The organism is Levilactobacillus huananensis (genome assembly GCF_003946145.1).
Taxonomy (GTDB): Bacteria; Bacillota; Bacilli; order Lactobacillales; family Lactobacillaceae; genus Levilactobacillus; species Levilactobacillus huananensis.
Genome location: NZ_RHOC01000013.1, coordinates 17,108 through 40,909, shown reverse-complemented (window position 1 = coordinate 40,909; position 23,802 = coordinate 17,108). Strand labels below are relative to the sequence as shown.

Sequence of the window (23,802 nt, the reverse complement as noted above, 5' to 3'; positions counted from 1 at the left end):
CTCCAAAAAGAATTTGGGGTCAGTGGAATTTGTGATTGGCATGAATCTCACCGGCTTCATCTTTAATGTTAGTCCTTTTAAGGGAGAATGGTAAATATTTTGTTCAAATCATCCGTTGGGTCTATTGACGAGACGGGATATAAACGGCAGAATGAGAGATATCAGATAGGCAGAAAACTGCCAGAAAGTGGTGTGTGCTATGGAATACCGGCAACTCGGTAAGACTGGGTTCAAGATTAGTGAAGTGTCATTAGGAACTTGGCAGTTAGGATCAAAATGGGGCGAACCGTTTGACGAAAACGATGCCCAGAATACCCTAGCTGCTGCCTATGACGCCGGGGTAAACTTCTTCGATACTGCTGATATCTATCAGGATGGGTTGAGTGAACAGGCATTAGCCACGTTTATTAAAGACAAACGCGATAAGGTCTTCGTCTCCACCAAGGTGGGCCGGAAACTTGATCCACACGTTGCAAGTGGGTACACGCCCGCCAATATTACCAAGTTCGTGGAAGCGAGTCTTCAGAACTTGAATGTCGACGCTTTAGATAACGTGCTTTTACACTGTCCACCAACTGCTGTGTACTACACACCAGAGGTCTTCTTCGCTCTCGACCAATTGAAAAAGGCTGGGAAGATTAAGAACTATGGGGTTAGTGTCGAACGGGTTGAGGAAGCCATGAAAGCCTTGGACTACGACATTTCCGCCGTTGAAATTATCTACAATATGTTCCGTCTACGGCCAGCCGATCGATTCTTCAAGATGGCTCAGGAACAAAACGTGGGCATTATTGCTCGAGTACCGCTGGCTAGTGGCTTGTTGAGTGGTAAGTATACGATGGATACTGCGTTCGGTAAGGCCGACCACCGAAACTTCAACCGTCATGGGGAAGCCTTTGACCAGGGGGAAACATTCTCCGGAGTGGATTATGCAACTGGTGTGCGCGCAGCCGATGAGCTCAAGGAACGCCTGCACGCCGGCGACCACTTGGCTCAGATGGCGTTACGTTACATTTTAATGAGCGATGCTGTCAGCACGGTAATCCCTGGGGCCTCCAAGCCAGAGCAGATTAGCCGTAACGTGGCTGCTGCTGATGTCTCTGCGTTTACGCCGGAACAGATGGCAATTGTTCGCGATGTCTACGATAAATACATCAAAGATCCCGTTCAGTATCGTTGGTAACTAAAAATGGTCATCAGCCATGTTGAAAGATGTGCTGATGACCATTTTTAATTAGTCGGTTTGAAGTTCTAGAACCCAATTGGCTGCTTGATCATTGGTGTTGATTGCTTCAGGATTAGACATCAGGGTGTCATTAATCTTAACGACGGTACCAGCGGTTGGTGTCTGAAAATTCTGAACGGCCTTGTCACTCTCAACTTCGAGGATATCGTCGCCAGTTTCCAGATGATCCCCGCTCAGGATGGGGAGATCCACGAAACTCAGGGTGCCCATCTGTTCACGGGCATCGCTAGCCAGTCCCAGACGATAATGGCCCTGATCACGTTGTTCCAGCCAGACGCCATCTTTGATGGTGAGCACTGGTGCCGCCTGGTGTCGACGTTGCCACCAGGTTGTGAGTCGTTGCCAAATTGTTTGTGTCGCCATCGCAGTCCGCTCCTTCTTGATTGTGTCTTCAGTATAGCCTTTAAACGGCCGGCCTGACAACTGGAATCCCTTGAGAATTGGAACGGGAAGAGGCGGTATGCTAAACTACATTTATTAGAATGAAGCCAAGGGAGCTGACACGATGTTTCTCATTGATACCAATCGAAATGGTCAAGCGGTCACGGACGCTGTCGTGAATCAATCTATTGATAATTATTTGGTTAATGATCTCAAGTTGCCGGGACATGGATTCATGATGTACGTCAATCAACCAGCTGTTATTGTCGGCGTCAATCAGAATGTGGCGGCCGAGGTTGACTTTCACTACCTCGCCGATCAGAACGTCCAGTTGGTACGCCGAACCTCTGGTGGTGGTGCCGTCTATCACGATGAGCGGAACTTGATCTTTGAACATATTGTGAACGGTGATCCTCAAGATGGATCAGTATTTGGCGACTATGCCATCTTCGCCGCTCCCATTCTAAAGGCATTAGAAGCCATGGGAGTTTCCAATCTAGGCATTCGTCAGAAGAGTAATCTCGTTGTGGGTGAGAAGAAATTCTCGGGGATGACCATGTTTAAAAACGGGGAGGGGTACGCTGCTGGGGGGACCATTATGTATGATCTCAATGTCGATGCGGCGCACCATGCTTTATTGCCGGTTACCAAGCATGCACATCGCGGGGTAGCCTCCAATCGGGTGGCTATCACTAATCTCCGCCAATACCTGGCGCCAGCCTATCGAGATCTGACGATTCAAGAATTTAAGACGGCTTTACTTTGTCACATTTTTCAAGTGGATCGCATAGATCAGATTAAAACGTATCAGCTGACAAATCGGGACTGGGCCGTGATTGACCAACGACTCGCCGAAAAATATCGTACGGATGCCTGGAATTACGGGGCCAATCCCGGTTTACGGGAATATCGCCGTTGCCAATTAGTGACTGGCGATCTCCACCTGAACTTTACACGACAGTCGGGACAGTACCGACGCGTGGCTTTGTTTGGCACGGTGGGGACGCCGACTGAATTGGCGGCGATTGCCGAGCAATTGACGGGACAGTCAGCCACGATTGCGGCGGTGACGCCGGTGTTGTCGGCTGCCGCTGAACAAGGCGTGCTGGCAGCAAACGATGTCGCCATCGTCGCGTCAGCCTTGACGAAGGAGGATAACGAATGAAGGGCAAGTATGCCGTGAATCAATATATAGGTGTGCCGGTAGTGACCAACGCCTCGGGACAATATGAAATTAAACGGGAACCAGATGGGAATTTCAAACTGCATTCCTGGCGAACTGGAAAGCACAGTAAGGGAAAATATCAGGGGGTTGGGCAGATCTTTCTGACGGAAAATAACCTCAAGGTGGCCGTAGTGGCAGCTTCTCCCGTGCCATTTAAGGAACGTCACCAGTTTACGCCGATGCAACGACTGACGAGTGAATTCGTGGGTCCTGATGTTCTCGATCTGGCCCAAGCACAATTACCGAATTAGATCGGTTATCAGAGTGCCCACCTGCTGTAAACTGGAAAGTATCAGTTAACGCGACCACTACGACTGACGTCATCTCTGGCCGCCGGCTAAGGGAGTTGGAGTTGATAGGGATTTTGGTGGCTAATTTCGGCCAATCTTAGTTAACAGGCTAAGTTGAAAACAAACCAAAAAGCACGACTGAAAGTGTGAATTAAAACTTTCAGTCGTGCTTTTTGGTTTAGAGTCTATATGAATTGATTACGCTTACGAAGCTGGGGCATTGTTAATTTGAGCCCGGTTGTGACTTAAAGCAAAGCTGGCAATAGAAGACAACTTTAGCTGTTGGCGACCGACTTTGGAGGCGCGTGATTTTTTCAGCTTCAAATTGCGTGAGAAGATTATAGATCTGAAACGAATTTCTGGGTGTCGAGGTTCCAGACTTATCTATATAACGGCCGAGTCAACCTGAGTTAATGGACAAAGTAGGCACTCTTGAAATTGGACTGTGTGCCGACCGTATTGTAGACAACACCATTCAATTTGGGATTAACCAGGTAGGTACTAGCTGGCTGTATCAGTGGCGTGGCACCCTGTTCTCTCATGAGGACGCCCTCAGCCTTGAGGAGAATCTGCCAACGCTGAGAATTGAAACTAGGGGCATTGCTGGCTTGATCAATTAGGTCATCATAGGTCTCATTGGACCAGTGTCCAAAATTGGCGGCGTTGTCGCTGGTGAAGAGGTCCAACATAGCTAAGGGATCGGCATATTGGGCCCGCTGGGTAACGACTGTTACGTCAGCAGTCACAGGTGCATAGTCACGGTTAAGGCCTTCTTCGCGAGGCTTTAGTGTGATGGTTAATCCTGGCAGAGTTTCGACAAGTTGTTGCTTGAGGATTTTGGCAACTTTTTCTCCGGAACCGGTATCCGAGTAGCCAAGTGTGAGGGTGACTCGCTTTTGATGGTTCGCCCTTAGTGCGGCCAGCCATTCTGTTTGTGCGGTCTTGGGCAGGAAGGCCAGCGTCTTTTGTTCAGGTTGCGCGGCAGCAAAGTCTGAGGTTCCTCGGACACCACGACTGAGACCGGCTGGAACAATTCCTTTGGCTGGCAATGAGGTGGACCCATAAGAAGCCTGCGTGAGCACGCGACGATTAATGGCATGGGAGATAGCTAGACGTGCCATCTTCTGGCGCATAAGGCGCGTGTTAGCAGTATTTCCACGTTGGCGGTAGACCAAGTTGACCATTTTTGAATAGGGCCGGGCTGTATAGTCTGCGCTCTTTTCGAAACTCTTGAGGTTGGTTTTGTTGACGAGACGGATTTCATCTAGTGTTCCGTCCTCGTAGGCATTCCAAGCGGCGCGCTGGCTAGGGTACATCCGAACGTCGACCCGGCGGAGGTAGACGTGTTTGCGATCCCAGTAATGAGGGTTGGGGACCATGTGCCAGTGTTGAATACTGAACTTATGACTGGAAACCATGAAAGGTCCTGCATAGACCTGGTATTGGGGTTTGGTGCCATAGCGCTTACCCATTTTTTTCGCAAATTTTTCGTTTTGTGGCCCAAATAAGGGAAAGGCCAATCGTTGTGGTAGTTCGGCCATCGGATGGTCCAGGTGGACGACTAAGGTGAAGTTATCCGGGGCACTGACACCTAATTGGCTGGCTGGCAACTTGCCATTTAAGATCTGTCGGGCGTTTTGGATGCCGTCAAATAAGTCGGCATTGGGAGCCTTCGTGCGCGGTTCCAAGGCACGTTGCCAGGCGAAGACAAAGTCACTAGCTGTAATTAAATCACCGTTACTCCAGTAGGAATCTTTCCATAGTGTGAAGGTATAAGTGGTACGGCTTGCATTGATCGTCACCTTTTTGGCAAGAGCCAGCTCTGTATCGCTGTCACCCATTGCCGAATAGAGGCCTTCGATCGTGTTATTTAAACGACCGAATTGAGAAAGTTTATCCGTGTCTAAACTGGTGATGGGATGAGTTGTAGTGAGGGTTAAGTCTTGATTTTTAGTCATGACTCCCTGACTATCGCTAGTCGTATCTGTTTCGTGGTTCGTGGAACAACCAGTCAAGCTGACACCTAGCATCAGGATCCCTAAGATTCGCCAATATTTCACGTTTACCCCTCCGATAGTGAACTGCATTCTTCTCTGATAATAGGTGAGCGAGACGGTGGCGTCAAGCTGTTTTGGCCGGTGACTTGTGGCACCGCAGGGAATTCGCTAGAATGGTGAAAACAAGTAGAGGAGCGAGACGGATGGAACAATGGTCTAAAGAAACAATTGTCGAGTTTCGCCGCACCTTACTGGCGTGGTACGACGCCGAGGGCCGCGACTTGCCGTGGCGGCATGGACGAAATCCTTACCACACTTGGATCAGCGAGGTCATGTTGCAACAGACTCAGGTCCAAACGGTCATTCCTTATTATGAGAACTTCATCGCGACCTTTCCAACGGTAACGGACTTAGCTTGGGCACCAGAAGCCACGCTGTTGAAAGCTTGGCAGGGGCTGGGCTACTATTCACGTGCGCGTAACTTGCAACGGGCAGCACAGCAGCTGGTTACCGACTATCATGGCCAGTGGCCGGAAACGGCAGCCCAACTCGAAGACCTGATTGGGGTTGGACCCTATACGGCCAGTGCGATTGCCAGCATTGCCTTCGACCAGGTAGTGCCCGCAGTGGACGGTAATGCTTTTCGGGTGTTTGCCCGATTACTCATGATCGATGCCGACATTGCGAAACCTAAGACGCGACAACTCTTCACCGATATTATTCAGCCAATCGTGGATCCGCAGCGCCCGGGTGCTTTTAATCAGGCCATCATGGATCTGGGATCGAGTTACATGACAGCTAAGAATCCAGACCCAGAGCACTCGCCAGTTCGGCGGTTTGATGCCTCGTATCGCGTTGGTCGGGTCCTTGATTTTCCCGTGAAGACCAAGGCGCCTCGGCCGAAATTAATGCCCTATTACGGTCTCATCGTTCATTCGCCAGCGGGCTATCTGCTGGTTCAACGAGGAAGCCAGGAAATGCTATCGGGTTACTGGTGTTTTCCGCTCGTCAAACAGACTGACCTGCGAGATGAGAAGCAGGCGGACGAGGCGACCGAAGAGATGGATTTGGCCGTGTTACGGGAGAAATGGTTACGCGAAAATCAACTGGCGTTACCCCTTCAGCTATTAGGTGGTCGCCCAGTTAGCCATACCTATACGCATCAGCGCTGGCAAGTTAAACTACTTGTGGCGGAACTTGCAGTGACCCCTTCGTTAGATTTCTTGCCAGGGCAATGGGTGGCCGCCGATCGTGTGTCTGCGTTGCCCCTTCCTAAGGTTCAAGAGAAGATGATGGCGCGTTACGAGAAGCAGGTTGGACATGCGGTGTTCAAAGAAAATTAGTTTCTCTTCGAGCCAAGTTGCAGTATCATCAAAGTAATCAATGATGCGGTGTAGTCAGTGGCTCTGACCAGTGACCGCAAGTGTTTTTAAAAAATGACAGTCGGTTTGATGGTCAAAAGGGTTTACGATTCTCGGCCATCACGAGGGGGTACTTAATCATGCAAACGGTGTTTGATGTTCTCAAGTCAGTATCCGTGAATCATCAGGAAGTCGAAAGTCACCAAGTGGTTGTGACTGATGCGAAGGGGAAGCCCAATGGCTTATTGACCGATCTGCTTCATGATTTAATCAATAATGCCTTACTCTTTGTTTCGCTAAAGGAGATGGCGACTGCTCCGGCATTAATCGAGCGTCTGAGAAGCCATACGCCACTGCCTGACGATGTCTTAAGCGAGTACAGTAAGATTCTAACGGAGCCTTGTTATGGCCTTAATTTTGCCCTTCAGAAGGCTCAAATTGAGTTGATTGTTCGGCGGTAGGAGAGATAACATGACGGACGAGTTAATTGAAACGGCCCCGGGAGCGAATACGGCGCCACCAGTCTTGCTGTTGCAGGGGACGGGGGGCACAAATGAAGAAATGTTAGCTTTTGGTCGGCGACTGGTCCCGCAGAGTCCCTTGTTGACGATTGGGGGTCGGTTGGGCGAAGGTGCACAACGACAGTATTTTCAGCAGACGGCAGCCGGCCCCATCGATCCACAACAAGTCGCTGATGAATCGGCCTGGTTGGGTGCCAGCGTCCGGCAGATTTGTCAGAATCATCGCTGGGATGTTGATCACTTGATCACGGTAGGTTATTCTAATGGTGCGGCGATGGGATCTTATGGCTTGCGTACCGGAGATTTACCTGGGACCCAAGCCGTTTTATTTCACCCGTTATGGGTTGCAACACCTCGACTTATTGAACGGCCAAAATTAAATATTTGGCTGTCTGCTGGGCAACGTGACCCGTTAGTAACGGTGGCTACGGTGCAACAAGTGGCGGCTGATTGTCGGCGTACAAAAGCCGCGGTAACCCTTTACCAGACTGGTGGTAGCCATATGCTGACACCACAAGAAGTGCGTGCTGCTAAAAACTGGTTGGGTAAAAACGATTGAGGGAGTACGCTAAAAAAGATTTGAAAAACGAACACTTCTCATTTGCTATTTTGGAGAATACCTGGTATTCTATTGATAATGTATTTATGGTTCGGAAGTTTTAAAGGCTCGACGTTCTTATAAGAATGGCTCCTTTTTACCCCAGCTTTCAAATGCAAATAATATTGCGCTATGCGCACACGGAGGTTTCATTCTTATGGAACAAGGTACTGTTAAATGGTTTAACGCTGATAAAGGTTACGGCTTCATCACTTTGGAAAACGGCTCAGACGTGTTCGTTCACTTCTCAGCTATCAACAGTGAAGGCTTCAAGACGCTTGAAGAAGGCCAACACGTATCCCTTGATGTAGAACAAGGCGACCGTGGCCCACAAGCTGCTAACGTATCGGTTGTCGACTAATTTACATTAGCCTAAATCGTGTCGTAAAAAACCACTAACTTCGGTTAGTGGTTTTTTTTGACTAGAGAGTTATCAGGTGAAAGGCGAATTGCTTGTAAAGTTTGATTAGTCAGTTTACGATAAGACTAATCAAATTAGGCGGTGATTTTGAATGAGTGAAACGATTTTTAACCAAACTGAGCTAGCCAAGTTCAATGGCCAAGATGGGCAACCAGCCTATGTGGCGGTTGATGGTGTTGTCTACGATGTGTCTGGTGTCGAAGCCTGGCAGGGTGGCAAGCATCATGGCAATCTGGCGGGGAACGAGCTCACCAGTGTTATTGATGGCCAATCTCCTCATGGTCGCAAGGTTTTGGCAAAGCTTCCTGTAGTGGGTAAGTACCAAGACGACTAGCGTTTAGTGGTCGGTAATGAGAGATGAAAAAATAGGCGTCGTGGGCATAATCTGCTCACGACGCCTTCTTTAACTTATTCGATTACTTCTGAATGATGTCGCAAGAGAGATTCGAACCCTCGACCTACGGTTTAGAAGACCGTTGCTCTATCCAGCTGAGCTATTGCGACCTAATGGAAGTCTGCTCGACAACTTCTTAATTATAGAGAAGCCAACGCAACCTGTCAATTACTGTTGAGAATTGCTCCTGACCATCACCCCATTATGAGGTTTACAGGATTAACTTACTTTCGTGAAAAAATCTCAAGAATTTTTAATTTTTGATCCAAACCGCTTGCAATGTTCCTGTAACATTACGATAATATAACTGTAACCTAAAAGTTGACGGGAGGAATTGCTATGCATGCACTAGTTATTATTTTATTTATTATTGGTTTAGCGGCAGGTGGTCAGTTATATCTCAACAACCGAGAGGCGTTCCGAAAAAATAGTAAGCATCTTGCCACCCGGAGCAAGTTACCCGACGACTCTGACCGTCGCTTGATTTAACTAAATTTTCATTTAGCAGTGGCTGGAATCGTTATTCCGGTCACTTTTTTTATACGCAGTTTTACTAAAATGGCTAGGGGTTGCGTACTAGTGATGCTAGGTGGGTGGACAAGACGGGCCTCAAGTCCCCAATTAAAGCAATTTTGTGATAAAGTGAGGCTACAATTAAGTACACGACAGAAAGGGAGTTCATGCGATAATGAAGACGTTAGTATTGGTGGCCCATCCCCATCTGGCAGATTCGAGTAGTCAACAGTTCCTAAAAGAAAGTCTGCCGGCCACAGGGATCGACTGGGAGTGGTTGGACGGTCAACAGACCATTGACGTGAACCAGGAACAGTCAATGCTTCGTCAGGCCGATCGGGTCATTCTTCAGTTTCCCCTTTATTGGTTTGCCGCACCGGCTAGTCTCAAACAATGGGAAGATTCGGTGTTAACCAGGAAGTTTGTTTATGGCGATCATCGGTATCCACTGGCAGGCAAGGAACTCGGCGTGGTTGTGACCACGGGGATGCCTGGCAAGGCCTTCCAACGCGGTGGTGCCGAGGGACTTACCTTGGATGCCGCACTGGCGCCTCTGGCGGCGGTCGCACAACGGGCTAAGATGACTTGGCTACCTATCTTGGCTATTCATCAATTTGGGTATCTCAATGAGAATGAAAAGCTTCAGCTAGTGGTTCGCTATCAACGTTACTTGACGCAACCCCAACCAGATAGCCTGACTTCTCGGCAAAACTGGTTTGCCGAACGATTACCAGGGATGATTGATCGGTTACCGGCAGACCAGCAGACCAAGGGCAAATTGATTGCCAGTGTCTTCGATCAGAAGAGTGCCGATCTGGATCAGCTAACAGATACTCTGGCACTGATAAAGGAGCAAAGTGATGACTGAGAATGCAGCATGGTTAAACGAACAGATTGACCAGCTCGCCCAACAACAGGTGAAGTTTACCGACCGTGCCTTTTGGCTAGCTTTAAAACAACTCATCGCTGAACAGGACCGGCGAGCGGATCAACTTGGGGGCGAAGTCGACGGTCGTACCTGGAGCCCAGACCAGTGGTGACCGGGCCGATGACAAAATAAAAGAGTCACGGCGGGTGTCGTGACCCAGTGTAATATGTGAATGACTAAAAGTTTTGTTCCATTGCAGCCCAATGGTTGATAGGTCCGAATTTGTGGCCGACTTCAACGGGATTACCGATGGCGGTATTTACAAATTGCTTGGCAATCATAATGGCATCCTTCATTGGAGTCCCCTTAGCGAGTTCTGCGGTAATGCAAGCAGACAAGGAGTCACCGGTGCCGTTCACACGGTCCGTCTCATGGTAAGGCTCACTTAACCAGAAGTTCTCCCCAGATTCTAACAACACGAAGTCTTTGACATGAGTCTGGTTTTCCTTGGCATGACTACCCTTGGCGATGACATTTTTGGCGCCCATCTTTTGCATCTTATGCGCAGCTTCCTCCATGTCAGCATCGTTGTTGATCGTCATTTCGGCAATCTTCTGAGCTTCATAGAAGTTGGGTGTGAGGACCGTAGCGAGAGGTAATAATTCGGTTCGTAACGTGTTAAAGGCACTTTCTTCAAGGAGTTGGTTACCATGTTTGGTCATGATGACGGGATCCACGACTAGGGGACCAAAGTTGGCCGCCTGATAGTTCTTCACGACATTATGGATCAACTCGGAATCAGCCAGCATCCCGGTCTTAGCGGCCTTGATGTGGTAGTCGTCGGCGAGGTCTTTAAATTCTTGGTCGATGAAATCGGTTGGCATAGGGATACTAGCGTGAATACCATAGGAATTACCGGCAACGCAGGCGGTGATGACTGAGGCACCGTGAACGTGCCGAGCAAAGAAAGTATGTAGGTCGGCTTGCATGCCGGCACTACCGTCGCTATCAGACCCAGCGATGGTGAGGGCTTGTGGAAATGAGTTGACCATAAGAGTGAAACCTCCAGTGTTTTAAGAATGGGTCTAGCATAGCATAAGTGATTGTAAGCGCGCTATTAAGTCTCTCTATAAATAAATCTATGAGGAGTGAGAACCATGTCTAAAGCCTGGCGTCAGTTGGTTTTCTGGTGGGTCATGGGTGTCGCTGTCAGCTGGTATGCCATCGTCGGAGCTGTGACGGTGGCGTACCAAATCTTTTCCAGTGAACCTGTGACTTTATCGATCGGGATCGGATTAACTGTGATAAGCTTAATAGGGTTAAGTCGTGCCGCCAAGCGTGGTTCTGCATGGGGCCTTATCCCGTCAACGGTGATTACTATTGCCCTGATTCTGGGGTTGGTGGTGGATGCCACATTGTTGGGGCTAGGCATGACGATCCCAGGCTTTTATTAGATGACAAATAGAATTGTAGGAGGTCGATTAACGCCCATGTTAATTCAACAAGGTCTTATCGAAAATGCAACACAACCGCAAGATATTCGGATTGAGGATGGCAAGTTTACGGCAATTGCCGATCATTTAACGGCAAAGGATCACGAGCAGGTGATTGACGCGCACGGTAAATTGATTTTGCCACCATTTGTTGATCCTCACGTTCATTTGGACAGTACTATGACGGCTGGTGACCCAGAATGGAACCAATCCGGGACCTTATTCGACGGCATCCGCATTTGGTCAGAACGAAAGAAGACGCTCAGTATCGAAGACGTCAAGACCCGTTCGCGCCAAGCGTTGGAACTTCAGGCTTCACATGGGGTTCAGTTCGTGCGGTCCCATGTGGACGTCACTGACCCTGATCTCACGGCATTAAAAGCCTTGATTGAGGTTCGTGATGAAGTTAAAGACTTTATTGAATTACAATTAGTCGCCTTTCCCCAGGAAGGTATCCTCTCCTTCCCACATGGGAAAGAGTTAATGGAACAATCCGCTAAGTTGGGTGTCGACGTTATCGGGGCCATTCCTCATTTTGAATTCACTCGTGAGTACAGTGTGGAATCCCTCCACTTTGCCGTTGAGCTCGCTCAGAAGTATGGTAAGTTAGTCGATGCGCACTGTGATGAAATTGATGACCCGGCTTCCCGTGGCTTGGAAACATTGGCCACGTTAGCTTTAGAGACTGGTTTGGGTGACCAAGTGACGGCCAGTCACACTACGGCCATGGGGTCTTATAACAATGCCTATGCCTACAAGCTGATGCGTCTCTTACAGATGTCACACATCAACATGATTTCCAACCCACTAATTAACACGCATTTAGGTGGCCGATTCGACACGTATCCTAAGCGTCGCGGATTGACTCGTGTGAAGGAATTGAACGCTGCCGGGGTTAACGTGGCCTTTGGGGAAGATGACATCAAGGATCCGTGGTACCCAATGGGTGACGGAAACATGCTGGATGCTCTGCACATGGGGATCCATGTGACACAAATGATGGGTTACGATGACATTAATGGGTCATACAAGTTTGTCACAACTAATGGGGCCAAGGCAATGCACGTGGGTGACCACTATGGCATCACTGTTGGCAAGCCAGCTAACCTGGTGATCATGAACAATGATAATTTCTACAACGCCTTGAACCAACGCTCTGAAGTTCTCTACTCGATTCACCATGGTAAGATGATCGTTAAGACCGATCCTAAACAGGTTCACTTAGATCTTTAAATTAATGACGACCTTCTCTGCCTGACGGTGGAGGAGGTTTTTTCTAGTCAAAAAAGGCGTTCCGGAATTTTCCGGAACGCTTGTCTGAGTCACACCTATTTACGGGTGTGTTTAGTTTTTTTAACAGTAATGACACTAGCCGGTTCGGCAGGTGCCGCTGGTTTACGCTTGGCTTGATTCATGTCGCGTAATTCGGCCTTCAGCGCTTCAAGCTCGTCAACGTGATGTGTCTTCCATTCCTTGTAGGAACTGGCAGAGTCCGTATCGTTAGGCTTCAAGCCCATGTTGAGCCAGAAACAAGCTTCAGATAAACTAGAAAAGTTGTGAATCCAAAGAGTCTGGCCGTTGTCGGAATCAAAGGCAACGTAGGAACGGTAATGTTTCTTCAGAAACGTATGACGTCGAATCTTGAAAGCCTCGCGTTTTCTGGTCATCCGGTAATCAGGTAAAATGTATTGGCCGGAGGTGGACAGCTGGGGAAAACGTTCATCACGTTGTTCTCGCTGATCCTTGAGCATTGCGCGGGCTTGGTCGACGGTGATAAGTGAAGCGTGGATTGGATTCTTCATCAAAAACCCCCTTAAATAATTGAAAAAAATACAGGTACTGACAGTCTCCGGCCAATACTCACACTATCTAGGTTATCATAATATAAAAGTTATGAAAACAATTTAACCTTTTAAATTAACCTTTTTTAAGGAACGTTGAATTTTCAGAAACTTTCAGGTGAAATACCGGAGATGGTAACGGCACCATAAACTTGGCAATTGTGGATTTACGGGATTGTGGGTAAAGTATGGTAAACTAGCTTAGATTAGTTTGAAAGCGGAGGGATTTAGGTGGCACAGAAATACTATGCGGTGCGCAAGGGGAAAAAGCCTGGCATCTATCGAACTTGGCCGGAGACCCAGAGCCAGGTGAGCGGATTTTCCGGTGCTCAGTACAAGAGTTTTGCGACGGCAGCTGAGGCTAATGCATTCATGAAAGGACAGGCAGAAGCCAAGACTACTGCCAAGCAGCATCAAGCAATACAGACAACGACGAGCCCCGCTGATGCGGACATCATCGTGTACACAGATGGTGGTTCACGGAATACGGGGAACGTTGCCGGTGGACATGTTCGAGCTGAGGATAAGGCGGCTTGGGCGTATCGAATCGAGTTACCTGACCGCGTGGAGAAGGGCTCGGATGGTGAGTTTGGCGCAACCAACAATCGGATGGAAATCATGGCTTTTCAAAATGCGCTGCAACATCTGGTTGAGCTGGGGGTAACGGATCAGCAGATTTGTTTTGTTCTAGACTCGCGATATGTTTTGAACGCTGTGACCCAGGGCTGGTTGGCTGGGTGGAAACGCCGCGGCTGGAAGCGCAGTGCGGGACCATTGGCCAATGCTGAACTTTGGCAAAAAGTCGATCACCTGTTACCACAATTCTCTCACCTGAGTTACCAATGGACCAAGGGGCATGCGACCAATCAAGGGAATGTCTTCGTGGATCATCTATTGAATGAAACCATGGATCACATGAGTGGTGGAAATCACACGCAAATGTCGACTTCGGAGGTCGCAAAAGTTCAGACCGAGGCAACGCCGAAACACGGCCAAACGACGGCCCAATCTGTGGCTGATCTGAGCCGTAGTTTACAGGATTTTCCACTTCTTGATAATTAAGGGTATAATGAGACCTAAGGATTACATGCGGATAACCTAATTTGGGGGACTAGACTGGTTTGCCGGTTCTAGTCATGGGTTAAAAAATTAAGTCAATGAATGGGGTACCGATGATGCAGGCAAAATTAATTCCGTATCTGGAATTTGAAAACGCGAAAGAGGCCATCAGCTATTACGAGCGGGTGTTTGGTGCAACCGATGCCTATCGGGTTAGTCCGACAGCGGGTGAGGTTGAGCAATTTGGGTTGGAACCAACCATGAATTTGGCCGAAATGACCATGAGTGGCGGCTTTCGGGTCATGGGCCTAGATATTCAGTGTGCTGATGCGTTGATGGGTCAACCGACCTCGTCGACTTTGGTGTCATTAATGATTGCGGTGGATGAACAGGATTCCGAAGGAGTTAAGGCTCTGACAGACCTCTATCAACATCTGCTTAAATCAGATATCAAGGTTATCAGCCCGTTTACCACGCAGACTGCCGGTGGGAAGATGGGACAGGTTGTTGATGCCTATGGCATTACCTGGATCTTACGGGAACAACCGATGTTACTGGATAATTAAAGAACTTTAGTGGGGTCAACGCTTAGTGCGCTGACCTTTTTTGAAATAGATGTAAATTGGTTGCCTGCAGTTGCCGGTGATCTCGTCTGGCAGTGTTGGCCACTTAATCTTGAAATGAGAATTTTTTGGTTGGCTTATAGTTTGTGTCGAAAATGAAGCCTAACGTTGTCGTATGAATCGGATAAGCAGGTATCCGTAAACCAGGCCGATTAAGCGAAAAGTCAGTTATCTGACCAGTTGTCAATGCGAACTGATTTGGGGGCCAGACCAATCGCGTGTTATCATGAAACGCAAGAGGAGTGATTCAAGATATGGCAACGGAACGAGAAAAGATGACGGCGGGACAACCGTATGAACAATTTGACAAGGAACTTATCGCACGGCGGATGGTGGCACGTAAACAATTACGGGCAGTCAATCAGCTAGATGATAATGCAGAAAGAAACAATGGTTATCGTGAGTTAATCGAAGATACCGGCGACGATTTCTTCGTTGAAGCGGGTTTCAAGTTTGATTACGGTTGGAACATCCACATCGGGAATCATTTCTACGGGAACTATGATATGACGTTCCTAGATACCTGTCCGATTACGATTGGGGAGAACTGCTACTTTGGTCCCAACATCGGCCTCTACACGCCAGTCCATCCATTAAACGCCATGGCTCGGAAGAATGACGTTGAGATGGGGGCCCCCATTACCATTGGCAACAATGCTTGGTTGGGTGGTCGGGTCACGATTCTTCCGGGAGTCACGCTGGGAGATAACGTGGTCGTCGGCGCTGGTTCGGTCGTGACGAAGTCCTTTGGGGATAACGTGGTTATCGTGGGTAATCCAGCCCGGGCTATTAAGAAGATTGACAATAGTGAGGCCGGAAATGCCGCTGCAAAGGCACGTTGGGCAGACAAGCTCGGCGACAAGGCTTAAAAGAGCGGAAACGTAAATTCTAATCAAATTCTTAGATTCCTATCATGATAGGGCGTGTAACCGCTTTAATTGCAGTTTAAAAATCTTATTGTAGTGCTAGATTTTACTAATCATTGCTTCCGCGTATAATGGGTTGTGGATATCGCTTTAAGAAGATTTGCGAAGGCAATTTGTATACAACCGTTAGGCGCTGTACAGGTGGCTCGTAAGACGACCTGGTAACAGCGCTTTTTTCGTACAATCTCTTCTGAAGTGGTGCCGCTGGGAGTCCATCGGATTTCTCAGGAATCAAATGAGGAGGATTATTTATTTTAGCGCGTAAAAATATTGATAAGTTAGTATTCGTACCAACCATCGTGTTATTTATACTCGCGTCATTGTTATTCATTTTAGGCGGTGGCCAGTTACAGACTAGTCTGAGCGCCATCTTGAATTGGATTGATACTCGCATGTCATGGGCCTATATGATGGTGTACGTGGTCAACTTTTTATTTTTTATGTATTTGGCATTTGGTAAATTTGGTAAGGTAAAACTTGGTGACCCGGAAGACAAGCCTCACTATAGTAACTTCCAGTGGGGGTCCATGGTCTTCGCTACGGCGATCGATGCCAGCATCTTGATGCTGTCCATCGTGGACCCATTGCGCTACTTACAACACCCAGCGTTTGGACTGAAGCCTTTCTCCGGAGAGGCTTACAGCGCAGCACACATGTTGGGGCAGTTCAACTGGGGTCCCATGGCTTGGATGATGTTTGCGCCAGCCACCATTGCGATTGCTTACGTGTTGTACGTCAAGCACGCCAAGGTTCAGCGGGTTAGTGCCGCTATCACCAGTCTTCAGGGGGATAGTAAGGGCAAGGTTATTGCGCGGCACGTCGTGGACTTCTTGGTCGTTTTTGGTATCATGGGCGGAATTGGATCGTCCGTGGGGATGGAAATTCCAATTATCTCCAAGGTTTTAAGCCGGCTTACCGGTGTTCAAGATAATTTGATGCTAAAAATTGAACTCTTTGTGATTCTATTTATTCTGTTTGCGGTTACGGTCTTCCATGGTTTAAACGGTGGGATCAACCGCTTAAGTTCCGCCCATATTTGGACGGCGCTGGGGCTATTAGCGATAATTTTAATTATTGGACCCACAGTTTATATTTTAAATTCTGAAACAAATAGTATTGGATTAATGGCCCAAAAGTTTGTGGCCATGTCGACTAACACCTTACCTAACGGGGGAGATAATACTGCTCAGCAGGAAACGATTTTCTACTGGGGTTGGTGGCTCTCCTATATGCCCGTCATGGGGCTCTTCATTGCCCGGATTTCTAAGGGACGGACGATTCGTCAAGTCCTCGTGGGAATGTTGACTTATGGGGCTTTAGGGTGCATGAGCTTCTATGCCATCTTTGGTGGCTACTCCTTGTGGTTACAACGTACCGGAGCCGTTAACCTGGTTCACATCTTAAACACGCAAGGTCAAGCTGCTGTGGTTGCCACGGTGATTGCAACGTTGCCCTTTAAGATGATTATCTTGGCACTGTACTGTATCTCATGTTTCATTTTCTTAGCCACAACGATTTCGTCATCAGCCTTCATCGTGTCGTCCTTCACCAGTCTTCACTTGGATGACGGTGAAGAACCAAGTCGTTGGAATCGGATGGTCTGGGTGGTTGTCTTCATCTTCTTCTCCTTCGGGATTGTGATGGTCGGGGGCTTCAAGACCGTTCAGACGGTTTCCACAATTGCTGGGTTCCCACTGATGTTTGTCTGTGTGCTGTTATTACATTCTATCTGGCACATGTTGGCTGCCAAGCCAAAGACGGCACCTGTGGTCGTGCCACAACCAGTGGTTATCCGCCGGATTACTGTCGAATTGCCACGTGCGGTTCGCGGGCCAATGATCTTGTCACCAGACCACGCCAGATAGCGTGTAAACGCGGGCTTGAACCAGAGTTGTGATCAGTACCCGTTGGGCGAAGCCGAACGAGGGCTGGTCGAGACTAAACGGAAGGGCAGCCTGAACGAACACGTTTCCGAGACTGCCAGTATTCAGAGCACTCGGCGAGAGTCACGTTCTTCTATCTGACGGTTCTCAACAGGTCAAATTAAACTGAACAAAAACAAGAGTCACCGGCACCTCTCCGTAAAGGGAAGGTTGCCGGTGACTCTTTTCATTTGAGCTAAGATACAGAGCGTCTAGTTTAATTTTAAAGTTGTATCGAAGTTTTTCGCAAAGTCGTTGTCGTTTTCATCGTTGGTATCGTAAAAAGCATCCCATTTTAGGCGAATAGACGTGATGCTGGCAGCCGACTTGAGGTTTGGCAAGAGAAAATAGACGTTACCGGCTTGACTCGTGCCTTTATTCAGATCGCCGTCGAAGGTATCACTTAGGCTCATATCAGAATTCACCTGCTGGCCGAGATTGGTGTTTAATGTGGCTTGTGTTGGGTAAGCGGCGATGTCGCGACCAGCTTTAATCTTGAAGTGAACTGCAATGACGCCATTGAAGGCCTGTTGCTTATCGCTGTTATCGAGCTTGACTGGCTTAGCTGTCTTGGCGACGACCACCTTGTCGATGGCAAAGATGGATTTTGCCCAGCTCTTGTTTTGGTAGGTGATGGGATAGGTGTGCTCTTGGCTAAGTTGAACCTGAGAATCTTGAAGAGTTAAATTTCCCCCGGTAGAGGACTTGTCAGTGGACTGGTCTGCCGTTTGATTGATGGAAATAATAGCGGCTCGAGTCATTGTACTCATTGAGATATAGGAGAAGGCGAAGACTAGTGTTAGAGCTGCTAGGATTGTCCAAGGCCACCACTTCTTCGTCCAAGCTTTTGGTGATTGTGGCTGGTTGAAGCGGTTGTTGACGGTCACCGCAGGCTGGGTGAGGAGGACGATCAAGATAATGGGACCAATGGTTGGAATCAAGGATAACCAAAGAAAGTGGCCAGAATGATTAGTGTCGTGTAGGCGGCGAATAGTGGCAGTGAACTGGAACACACTGAGCAAGGCCACCACCGCACCAATTAGGAAAAAGGCGATGTACTTGCCGGGAGTCAGGGTCAAGCTTTTGGCGAAAAAGACCAAAGTGAAGAGACCCATGACAACTAAAGTGATTAAGAGAGTGTCCAAGTAGAACCACCAATAGTCTGCCCGGGAGAACCGTCCTTTGAGGGTAAAAGCCGCCTTGATGGCGCGGTCAAAGGCATTGACCATATTTGACTGGTTGGTGGGATCCATGTCTACTTCTGAGGCAGGTGTTGAAGGTGTTTCTGGAGCTGGTTGTGACGTTGAGACTGTTTCAAGTTGCGCATCTGATTCAGACGCAATGTTGGGATCCGCAGAAGGTCCAGTCTCTCGTGAATCGGTAAACTTTTCTGTAGGCTGCTTCGTGCCACAGTGCGGGCAAAACGTGGATTCTATGGGGATTTTTTGACCACAGTGTAGGCAAAACTTGAAGTCAGGGTCAGTTGGCATTGGTGGCACCTCCGTGAGTTGGGCGCGTTATGTAAATATCGCTTTATTTCAACCATACACTAGCTGATTTAGATTTAAAAGGGTTAATTGTTGACTAGATTATGCTTGGTAAAATGTTATGGGGCAAACGGCTTCTTTCCCATCAGATATGATACAATAGGCTCGTGTCACCAATCATTGCAGGAGGGGTTTTATGGCAGACGAAAGTAATAATCCACTATTTTTCCGGCGGATATTAATCACGATTGACGAGGACGACCGGCCGTCGACGAGCCGGGCTTTCCGGTTCGCGTTAACGATGGCCCGGGACTATCAGGCTCATCTGGGGATTGCCTCCGTACTCGAGAACAATGATATCAGTATCTATGAGTCCTTGATGCCCGACAAACTCAACCAAAAGCGCGATCACTTGAAAGCCATTGTGCAAGACTACGCAAATAGAGCCAGAGCCTTTGGCGTCGAAGATGTTCGTGCCATTGTGGGTGAGGGTGGCGACGTCGATGACGTTATTCTTCAAAAGATTGTTCCAGAGTTCGAACCTGATCTGATCGTTTCAGGGGCCGATGTTGACTTTGCCAGCCACGGCCGTCCTGGTGCCATTGGGTTGCGTCTGGCAAAGAAGTCCGACGTCTCGGTTATTGTTATTCGATAAACAAATCATGGTTCACTGCCCTAAATGAGGCAGTGAACCATTTTAGGATCAGTTATAATAAAGTCAGAAAAAGGCTCGAAGGAGGAGAAAGCACATGCCAACACAACAACGACCAGGATGCTTATTCGATCTCCACGGGGTTTTAGCCGACTCGTGGCAGTATCACCTGCGATCATGGCAGGCAATTGCCACCGAATTGGGGATTCCCTGGACGGCCGAATTAGCTGCCAAATTACCAGGAATGAGTCGAGAAGACTCATTGGAGGCCATACTGGCCTCTGTAAGCCGTCAGAGGGACTTTAATGTGAGACAGAGACAAATGATCACGAACCATGAAGATGCACTGTACAAGCAGTATGTGACCGTTCTGACTCCGGCAAACTGTTTACCCGGCATTCCGGATTTTCTGCAGAAATTGACGCAAGCTGGTTATCCACTAGCCGTGGCCTCAGCATCGACCAATGCGGCCAGTGAGATTGATCACCTGGGACTGCGGGGGTATTTTCCACATATCGTGGACGCTCGGCAACTCAAGGCCAGTAAGCCCGCTCCGGATGTCTATCTAGCTGCGGCAAAATTGATTGGTTGCGATCCCAGAGCGTGCGTGGCGTTCGAGGATACCGTAACTGGGGTACAGTCGGCCGTTGCGGCTGGTTGTCGGGTGATCGGTATCAACCCCGTTCCTTTAGCTGGTGCGACCATCATGGTGACTCGGACTAATGACCTGAGTCTGTCAGTCGTTCGGCAGGTACGCGATCTGCCAGATGCTTAAGGAGAAATTCTTTTAAAATGATGGCCTGATTATGTTCTTCATCCTTAGCACCGTATAATAAGATGATATCTTGCTCGGAGAGCTGCTCGGTGATCAGATTCAAGAAAGCTGGTAATGCTTCGTTGGCTTCAATTTCGGCCAGGTAGCGTTTTTTGAATTCTGGGAACTTCTCTGGGTCATGGTTGAACCACTTGCGTAAGTCGGTAGTGGGGCCCATTTCCTTTTCCCATGACGCCAATTGTGCAGTCACTTTTGAGATACCACGTGGCCAAAGCCGGTCGACTAAGACGCGGTAACCGTTGAGATCAGCGGGTTTTGTATAAATTCTTTCACACTTAATTGCCATAAGGAATCATCTCCATGGCTTTATTCTAACATAGCAAATGGGAGGCAAATGATGTCAGATGCATTAGCGAATTTCTTTACGGGACGACCAACATCCCAGATTGCTCAGGACTTGTTAGGGCACGAACTGGTTTATCAAACATCAGGTGGAACTATGAGTGGGTGGATTGTCGAAGCTGAGGCCTATCTCGGGGAACAAGACACCGCGGCCCACGCTTTTAACGGGCGACATACTGCGGCCAATGCGGCCCTGTACGATGTGCCAGGAACCATCTATATTTACACACTACGAGGCTATTACATGTTTGATGTGGCGACCCAGGCCGAAGGGACACCACAGGGAATCCTGATTCGTGGTATTGAACCACATGAGGGCCTCAACTTGATGCAACAGAACCGCGATAAACCGGTGCCAGAAGTTACGAATGGGCCAGGGAAGTTGATGGCGGCCCTGGGCATTCAGTCCAAGGGCTTGAACCGTACAATGTTAGGTGCTCAGAATTTGACGATTACGCCAACTGCGACACGTATTCCGCGTGAAATAGCGGCAACATCGCGGATAGGTGTGTCTGCGGGAAGTTGGCAGGACCGGCCGTTGCGCTTTACTGTGGCCGGTAATCCCTTTGTCTCCGGTAGTCGAAAGCGTGACTGGGATCGCGAAGGACACGGGTGGAAATAAGTCGGGATGAATACAAGATTGATGGGGAAATACTTAAAATAGGCTCGAATCTTTAGCATCCTCTTTCGTAAGGGATAATAGAGATTCAAGCCTATTTTACTTAGCTTGCTGATTACTGATACGGTTTCGTTCCAAAGTGGACCGCCGCAGCCCCCAAATTGAAGCGCTCATAGTGGACTTGCGTTAGTCCTGCCGCTTCAAACATCGCCACCAACTCAGTCACGGAGACGAAGCGATGCGTTGAACTTTGGAGGTAATTGTAGGCCTGGTAATGATGAACCAGGCGCCCCATCATGGGAACCATGTGACCAAAGTAGAGCTGCCAGCCGGCATGGACCAACCGGTTGTTAGGTTGTGAGGTTTCGAGGCAGACCACTTGGCCGCCGGGTTTGACCACTCGGGCCATCTCGCCGAGAACCTGATTGGCATCGGGGACGTTTCGCAGGCCGAAACCAATTGTGACGACGTTGAAACTATTGTCTGGGTAGGGCAGATGCATGGCATCGCCCTGACGCAAGGTGATGCGGTCTTGCAAACCAGCTGATCGCACCTTGTGCGTGGCTTCTTGAAGCATGACCGAACTGAAATCTAAGCCCACCACTTGGCCACGGGGGCCGACTGCTTGGGCGAGGGTTAACGTCCAGTCACCCGTGCCGCAGCAAAGGTCGAGAGCAAAGTCTCCGGGTTGAACGGTCATCAGGTCCATGACACGTTTTCGCCAGATGCGATGAGTCCCCAGACTAATGAGACCATTCATCTGGTCATACTGTGGGGCGATATGGTCGAAGATTGTTTGGATAGTATCCTCCGAGGTTTGATTGGTTAAGGTCAATTGTTGTTACCTCCTGACTGAATGACGCCTTTTTATTACCTTCAGTGTAAAACAAAAGAGTGAGAATCAAAACTGATCCTCACTCTAAATTGAAAGCTTGATTAGATTTTAGAATTAGAGTTGGTACTTCTTGTCGATCTCGTCGCCTTGTGAGGTTAGGATCTTAGGACCATCATCAGTGATAACCAGAGTGTGTTCGTATTGTGCGGACAGAGATCCATCGGCTGTCACGTAGTAATCCCAAGACTTATCAGCAGTTTGACGAGTGGCAATCTCCCAAGTTCCCAGGTTGATCATGGGTTCGATGGTGATGGTCATTCCGGCCCGTAACCGTAGTCCCTTACCGGCTTCACCGTAGTTGGGAACATTCGGTTGTTCATGCATCGTTGGTTGAATCCCGTGGCCGATTAACTCACGGACATCTCCCATGTGTTCTTGACCTTCCGTGTAGGCTTGGATAGCGTGACCAATATCACCGATCCGGTTACCAACGATAGCTTGATCAATCCCCAGGTACAGAGACTTCTTGGTCACATCCATCAGGTGTTGGGCTTCCGGACTGATCTTGCCAACCGCGTAGGTCCAGCAGGAGTCACTCTCAAAGCCATCCAGGTTGACGGTCATGTCAACTGCGACAATGTCGCCTTCCTTGAGTAAGAGCTCCTTACGAGGAATGGCGTGGGCCACTTCGTCGTTGACACTGACACAGGTGGCATACTTGTAACCTTCAAATCCCTTTTCGGAAGGGGTGGCACCGTGTTCTTCAATATACTTGTTGGCAAACCGTTCGATTTCCCAGCTGGAAATCCCGGGTTTAATGATGTCACGTAATCCCTTGTGGACACCGGCTAAAACGGCTCCGGACTCCGCCATTTTTTCAATTTCACGTGCTGATTTAATGGTTATCAACGTGTTACCTCCTCAAAAATTTCGTCTGATTTCGCTGAAATCAAGTAGCCGCTGACGTGCGAATAAGTCCGTAAGTGTCAGTTAGCGACCTGGAACCAGACATTTTCATACAATACTAATTTACACCTAATTTGTTATTTAGGCGAACCAAGTCTTTGATGCAATCGCTGCTGGGAAGCTTTAGGCCAGCTGTTACTTTTGCTTATCAAAGAAGTGGGTTTTAATCAAACGGGCTGCGACTAGGTCTAAGAGGCCGTGTAGGGTGACCCGGAAGTCCGTCACCAAGCAGTAGACCAACCAGGTCAGTAGGCTGAAGAGACTTAAAAATATCAATTCATTGATGATCGTCTTCATCCACGAGCAGATCCTTTCAAATCGGCTGACGGCAGAAACGAGCTTGAGACGACTGTCCCAAACTCGTTTGTGAGGTGCTCTCTGATGGCA

The 23,802-nt window shown here is 48.6% G+C and carries 29 protein-coding genes and 1 tRNA gene; 20 read left to right on the top strand and 10 right to left on the bottom strand.

Annotation, left to right across the window (positions count from 1 at the left end; translation table 11 throughout):
• The first annotated feature begins 199 nt into the window (after nucleotides 1–199).
• Nucleotides 200–1,183 carry an aldo/keto reductase gene (locus tag EKM71_RS09500; RefSeq protein ID WP_125574375.1) on the top strand — a complete coding sequence of 328 codons (984 nt, stop codon included), beginning with the start codon at nucleotides 200–202 and terminating at the stop codon, nucleotides 1,181–1,183.
• A 51-nt stretch (nucleotides 1,184–1,234) separates the two neighbouring features.
• On the opposite strand, the gene EKM71_RS09495 is transcribed toward EKM71_RS09500, so the two are convergent.
• A complete protein-coding gene (locus EKM71_RS09495) occupies nucleotides 1,235–1,609 on the bottom strand; it encodes a glycine cleavage system protein H (protein ID WP_125574374.1) in 375 nt (124 codons plus the stop codon).
• A gap of 142 nt (nucleotides 1,610–1,751) precedes the next feature.
• Between EKM71_RS09495 and EKM71_RS09490 the strand changes: the two genes are divergently transcribed.
• Nucleotides 1,752–2,792: a lipoate--protein ligase family protein gene (locus EKM71_RS09490; protein ID WP_225418027.1), complete on the top strand. Its 1,041-nt coding sequence runs from the start codon at nucleotides 1,752–1,754 to the stop codon at nucleotides 2,790–2,792.
• Complete coding sequence (locus tag EKM71_RS09485; protein ID WP_125574373.1) at nucleotides 2,789–3,103, top strand: DUF7671 family protein; 315 nt, start codon at nucleotides 2,789–2,791, stop codon at nucleotides 3,101–3,103. Before EKM71_RS09490 ends, EKM71_RS09485 begins: the two co-directional genes overlap by 4 nt.
• A 449-nt stretch (nucleotides 3,104–3,552) precedes the next feature.
• On the opposite strand, the gene EKM71_RS09480 is transcribed toward EKM71_RS09485, so the two are convergent.
• Nucleotides 3,553–5,202, bottom strand: coding sequence for a peptide ABC transporter substrate-binding protein (locus EKM71_RS09480; RefSeq protein WP_225418026.1), 1,650 nt, complete (start codon nucleotides 5,200–5,202; stop codon nucleotides 3,553–3,555).
• A 140-nt stretch (nucleotides 5,203–5,342) separates the two neighbouring features.
• On the opposite strand from EKM71_RS09480, the gene mutY reads away from it, so the two are divergent.
• The 5 genes from mutY (at nucleotide 5,343) to EKM71_RS09455 (ending at nucleotide 8,374) form a co-directional block, all read left to right on the top strand.
• Nucleotides 5,343–6,482 carry an A/G-specific adenine glycosylase gene (gene mutY / locus EKM71_RS09475; RefSeq protein WP_125574372.1) on the top strand — a complete coding sequence of 380 codons (1,140 nt, stop codon included), beginning with the start codon at nucleotides 5,343–5,345 and terminating at the stop codon, nucleotides 6,480–6,482.
• Between the two features lie 158 nt (nucleotides 6,483–6,640).
• A complete protein-coding gene (locus tag EKM71_RS09470; protein WP_125574371.1) occupies nucleotides 6,641–6,961 on the top strand; it encodes a hypothetical protein in 321 nt (106 codons plus the stop codon).
• A 10-nt stretch (nucleotides 6,962–6,971) separates the two neighbouring features.
• Complete coding sequence (locus EKM71_RS09465; RefSeq protein WP_125574370.1) at nucleotides 6,972–7,580, top strand: alpha/beta hydrolase; 609 nt, start codon at nucleotides 6,972–6,974, stop codon at nucleotides 7,578–7,580.
• 196 nt (nucleotides 7,581–7,776) lie between these two features.
• Entirely contained in the window at nucleotides 7,777–7,980 is a 204-nt protein-coding gene (locus tag EKM71_RS09460) for a cold-shock protein (protein ID WP_011668621.1), read from the top strand.
• A 151-nt stretch (nucleotides 7,981–8,131) separates the two neighbouring features.
• The gene (locus EKM71_RS09455) at nucleotides 8,132–8,374 is read left to right on the top strand and encodes a cytochrome b5 domain-containing protein (protein ID WP_125574369.1); all 243 of its coding nucleotides are present in this window, start codon (nucleotides 8,132–8,134) and stop codon (nucleotides 8,372–8,374) included.
• Nucleotides 8,375–8,470: 96 nt separating this feature from the next.
• Here EKM71_RS09455 and EKM71_RS09450 read toward each other — a convergent pair.
• Nucleotides 8,471–8,544 (bottom strand) — tRNA-Arg (locus tag EKM71_RS09450).
• A 229-nt stretch (nucleotides 8,545–8,773) separates the two neighbouring features.
• Here EKM71_RS09450 and EKM71_RS11105 point away from each other — a divergent pair.
• The 3 genes from EKM71_RS11105 (at nucleotide 8,774) to EKM71_RS09440 (ending at nucleotide 9,987) form a co-directional block, all read left to right on the top strand.
• Nucleotides 8,774–8,923, top strand: a complete 150-nt coding sequence (locus tag EKM71_RS11105) for a hypothetical protein (protein WP_164479009.1) — start codon at nucleotides 8,774–8,776, stop codon at nucleotides 8,921–8,923.
• A 199-nt stretch (nucleotides 8,924–9,122) separates the two neighbouring features.
• Nucleotides 9,123–9,815 (top strand): NAD(P)H-dependent oxidoreductase, encoded by a 693-nt coding sequence (locus EKM71_RS09445; protein WP_125574368.1) that lies wholly within the window; start codon nucleotides 9,123–9,125, stop codon nucleotides 9,813–9,815.
• Nucleotides 9,808–9,987, top strand: a complete 180-nt coding sequence (locus EKM71_RS09440) for a hypothetical protein (RefSeq protein ID WP_125574367.1) — start codon at nucleotides 9,808–9,810, stop codon at nucleotides 9,985–9,987. The genes EKM71_RS09445 and EKM71_RS09440 overlap by 8 nt, the downstream gene beginning before the upstream one ends.
• A 64-nt stretch (nucleotides 9,988–10,051) precedes the next feature.
• Here EKM71_RS09440 and thiD read toward each other — a convergent pair whose 3' ends face one another.
• A complete protein-coding gene (gene thiD, locus EKM71_RS09435) occupies nucleotides 10,052–10,867 on the bottom strand; it encodes a bifunctional hydroxymethylpyrimidine kinase/phosphomethylpyrimidine kinase (protein WP_125574366.1) in 816 nt (271 codons plus the stop codon).
• 105 nt (nucleotides 10,868–10,972) lie between these two features.
• Here thiD and EKM71_RS09430 point away from each other — a divergent pair, with 105 nt between their 5' ends.
• Both EKM71_RS09430 and codA read left to right on the top strand, forming a co-directional pair.
• The gene (locus EKM71_RS09430) at nucleotides 10,973–11,269 is read left to right on the top strand and encodes a hypothetical protein (RefSeq protein WP_125574365.1); all 297 of its coding nucleotides are present in this window, start codon (nucleotides 10,973–10,975) and stop codon (nucleotides 11,267–11,269) included.
• Between the two features lie 36 nt (nucleotides 11,270–11,305).
• Entirely contained in the window at nucleotides 11,306–12,541 is a 1,236-nt protein-coding gene (gene codA / locus EKM71_RS09425) for a cytosine deaminase (protein WP_125574364.1), read from the top strand.
• Nucleotides 12,542–12,636: 95 nt separating this feature from the next.
• Here the strand turns inward: codA and EKM71_RS09420 are convergent, their stop codons facing one another.
• Nucleotides 12,637–13,110, bottom strand: a complete 474-nt coding sequence (locus EKM71_RS09420; RefSeq protein ID WP_125574363.1) for a hypothetical protein — start codon at nucleotides 13,108–13,110, stop codon at nucleotides 12,637–12,639.
• Between the two features lie 270 nt (nucleotides 13,111–13,380).
• Here EKM71_RS09420 and EKM71_RS09415 point away from each other — a divergent pair, with 270 nt between their 5' ends.
• From EKM71_RS09415 to EKM71_RS09400, 4 genes are all read left to right on the top strand, one after another.
• A complete protein-coding gene (locus EKM71_RS09415; protein ID WP_125574362.1) occupies nucleotides 13,381–14,211 on the top strand; it encodes a ribonuclease H family protein in 831 nt (276 codons plus the stop codon).
• 113 nt (nucleotides 14,212–14,324) lie between these two features.
• Nucleotides 14,325–14,774 (top strand): VOC family protein, encoded by a 450-nt coding sequence (locus EKM71_RS09410; protein WP_125574361.1) that lies wholly within the window; start codon nucleotides 14,325–14,327, stop codon nucleotides 14,772–14,774.
• A 311-nt stretch (nucleotides 14,775–15,085) separates the two neighbouring features.
• Entirely contained in the window at nucleotides 15,086–15,700 is a 615-nt protein-coding gene (locus tag EKM71_RS09405; protein WP_125574360.1) for a sugar O-acetyltransferase, read from the top strand.
• Nucleotides 15,701–16,008: 308 nt separating this feature from the next.
• Nucleotides 16,009–17,622: a BCCT family transporter gene (locus tag EKM71_RS09400; RefSeq protein ID WP_318530887.1), complete on the top strand. Its 1,614-nt coding sequence runs from the start codon at nucleotides 16,009–16,011 to the stop codon at nucleotides 17,620–17,622.
• A 269-nt stretch (nucleotides 17,623–17,891) separates the two neighbouring features.
• On the opposite strand, the gene EKM71_RS09395 is transcribed toward EKM71_RS09400, so the two are convergent.
• Complete coding sequence (locus EKM71_RS09395) at nucleotides 17,892–19,169, bottom strand: DUF805 domain-containing protein (RefSeq protein WP_125574385.1); 1,278 nt, start codon at nucleotides 19,167–19,169, stop codon at nucleotides 17,892–17,894.
• Nucleotides 19,170–19,362: 193 nt separating this feature from the next.
• Here EKM71_RS09395 and EKM71_RS09390 point away from each other — a divergent pair, with 193 nt between their 5' ends.
• Nucleotides 19,363–19,821: a universal stress protein gene (locus EKM71_RS09390; protein ID WP_125574358.1), complete on the top strand. Its 459-nt coding sequence runs from the start codon at nucleotides 19,363–19,365 to the stop codon at nucleotides 19,819–19,821.
• Between the two features lie 94 nt (nucleotides 19,822–19,915).
• Nucleotides 19,916–20,593, top strand: coding sequence for an HAD family hydrolase (locus EKM71_RS09385; protein ID WP_125574357.1), 678 nt, complete (start codon nucleotides 19,916–19,918; stop codon nucleotides 20,591–20,593).
• Here the strand turns inward: EKM71_RS09385 and EKM71_RS09380 are convergent.
• The gene (locus EKM71_RS09380; protein WP_125574356.1) at nucleotides 20,538–20,939 is read right to left on the bottom strand and encodes a DUF488 domain-containing protein; all 402 of its coding nucleotides are present in this window, start codon (nucleotides 20,937–20,939) and stop codon (nucleotides 20,538–20,540) included. The genes EKM71_RS09385 and EKM71_RS09380 overlap by 56 nt on opposite strands.
• A gap of 51 nt (nucleotides 20,940–20,990) precedes the next feature.
• On the opposite strand from EKM71_RS09380, the gene EKM71_RS09375 reads away from it, so the two are divergent.
• Complete coding sequence (locus EKM71_RS09375; RefSeq protein ID WP_125574355.1) at nucleotides 20,991–21,617, top strand: DNA-3-methyladenine glycosylase; 627 nt, start codon at nucleotides 20,991–20,993, stop codon at nucleotides 21,615–21,617.
• Nucleotides 21,618–21,729: 112 nt separating this feature from the next.
• On the opposite strand, the gene EKM71_RS09370 is transcribed toward EKM71_RS09375, so the two are convergent.
• The 3 genes from EKM71_RS09370 to EKM71_RS11100 form a co-directional block, all read right to left on the bottom strand.
• The gene (locus tag EKM71_RS09370; RefSeq protein WP_125574354.1) at nucleotides 21,730–22,449 is read right to left on the bottom strand and encodes a demethylmenaquinone methyltransferase; all 720 of its coding nucleotides are present in this window, start codon (nucleotides 22,447–22,449) and stop codon (nucleotides 21,730–21,732) included.
• 114 nt (nucleotides 22,450–22,563) lie between these two features.
• Nucleotides 22,564–23,358: a type I methionyl aminopeptidase gene (gene map / locus EKM71_RS09365; protein ID WP_125574353.1), complete on the bottom strand. Its 795-nt coding sequence runs from the start codon at nucleotides 23,356–23,358 to the stop codon at nucleotides 22,564–22,566.
• Between the two features lie 192 nt (nucleotides 23,359–23,550).
• Entirely contained in the window at nucleotides 23,551–23,712 is a 162-nt protein-coding gene (locus EKM71_RS11100) for a hypothetical protein (protein WP_164504776.1), read from the bottom strand.
• Nucleotides 23,713–23,802 lie beyond the last annotated feature (90 nt).

Excerpts from the sequence above, each read along its gene's own strand:
- EKM71_RS09385 (WP_125574357.1), top strand. The coding sequence starts at position 19,916 with ATGCCAACACAACAACGACCAGGATGCTTATTCGATCTCCACGGGGTT.
- EKM71_RS09375 (WP_125574355.1), top strand. The coding sequence starts at position 20,991 with ATGTCAGATGCATTAGCGAATTTCTTTACGGGACGACCAACATCCCAG.
- EKM71_RS09490 (WP_225418027.1), top strand. The coding sequence starts at position 1,752 with ATGTTTCTCATTGATACCAATCGAAATGGTCAAGCGGTCACGGACGCT.
- EKM71_RS09460 (WP_011668621.1), top strand. The coding sequence starts at position 7,777 with ATGGAACAAGGTACTGTTAAATGGTTTAACGCTGATAAAGGTTACGGC.
- EKM71_RS09430 (WP_125574365.1), top strand. The coding sequence starts at position 10,973 with ATGTCTAAAGCCTGGCGTCAGTTGGTTTTCTGGTGGGTCATGGGTGTC.
- codA (WP_125574364.1), top strand. The coding sequence starts at position 11,306 with ATGTTAATTCAACAAGGTCTTATCGAAAATGCAACACAACCGCAAGAT.
- EKM71_RS09470 (WP_125574371.1), top strand. The coding sequence starts at position 6,641 with ATGCAAACGGTGTTTGATGTTCTCAAGTCAGTATCCGTGAATCATCAG.
- mutY (WP_125574372.1), top strand. The coding sequence starts at position 5,343 with ATGGAACAATGGTCTAAAGAAACAATTGTCGAGTTTCGCCGCACCTTA.
- EKM71_RS09495 (WP_125574374.1), bottom strand. The coding sequence starts at position 1,609 with ATGGCGACACAAACAATTTGGCAACGACTCACAACCTGGTGGCAACGT.
- EKM71_RS09445 (WP_125574368.1), top strand. The coding sequence starts at position 9,123 with ATGAAGACGTTAGTATTGGTGGCCCATCCCCATCTGGCAGATTCGAGT.
- thiD (WP_125574366.1), bottom strand. The coding sequence starts at position 10,867 with ATGGTCAACTCATTTCCACAAGCCCTCACCATCGCTGGGTCTGATAGC.
- EKM71_RS09440 (WP_125574367.1), top strand. The coding sequence starts at position 9,808 with ATGACTGAGAATGCAGCATGGTTAAACGAACAGATTGACCAGCTCGCC.
- EKM71_RS09455 (WP_125574369.1), top strand. The coding sequence starts at position 8,132 with ATGAGTGAAACGATTTTTAACCAAACTGAGCTAGCCAAGTTCAATGGC.
- EKM71_RS09420 (WP_125574363.1), bottom strand. The coding sequence starts at position 13,110 with ATGAAGAATCCAATCCACGCTTCACTTATCACCGTCGACCAAGCCCGC.
- EKM71_RS11100 (WP_164504776.1), bottom strand. The coding sequence starts at position 23,712 with ATGAAGACGATCATCAATGAATTGATATTTTTAAGTCTCTTCAGCCTA.
- EKM71_RS09465 (WP_125574370.1), top strand. The coding sequence starts at position 6,972 with ATGACGGACGAGTTAATTGAAACGGCCCCGGGAGCGAATACGGCGCCA.
- EKM71_RS09405 (WP_125574360.1), top strand. The coding sequence starts at position 15,086 with ATGGCAACGGAACGAGAAAAGATGACGGCGGGACAACCGTATGAACAA.
- EKM71_RS11105 (WP_164479009.1), top strand. The coding sequence starts at position 8,774 with ATGCATGCACTAGTTATTATTTTATTTATTATTGGTTTAGCGGCAGGT.
- EKM71_RS09485 (WP_125574373.1), top strand. The coding sequence starts at position 2,789 with ATGAAGGGCAAGTATGCCGTGAATCAATATATAGGTGTGCCGGTAGTG.
- EKM71_RS09390 (WP_125574358.1), top strand. The coding sequence starts at position 19,363 with ATGGCAGACGAAAGTAATAATCCACTATTTTTCCGGCGGATATTAATC.
- EKM71_RS09380 (WP_125574356.1), bottom strand. The coding sequence starts at position 20,939 with ATGGCAATTAAGTGTGAAAGAATTTATACAAAACCCGCTGATCTCAAC.
- EKM71_RS09410 (WP_125574361.1), top strand. The coding sequence starts at position 14,325 with ATGCAGGCAAAATTAATTCCGTATCTGGAATTTGAAAACGCGAAAGAG.
- EKM71_RS09500 (WP_125574375.1), top strand. The coding sequence starts at position 200 with ATGGAATACCGGCAACTCGGTAAGACTGGGTTCAAGATTAGTGAAGTG.
- EKM71_RS09395 (WP_125574385.1), bottom strand. The coding sequence starts at position 19,169 with ATGCCAACTGACCCTGACTTCAAGTTTTGCCTACACTGTGGTCAAAAA.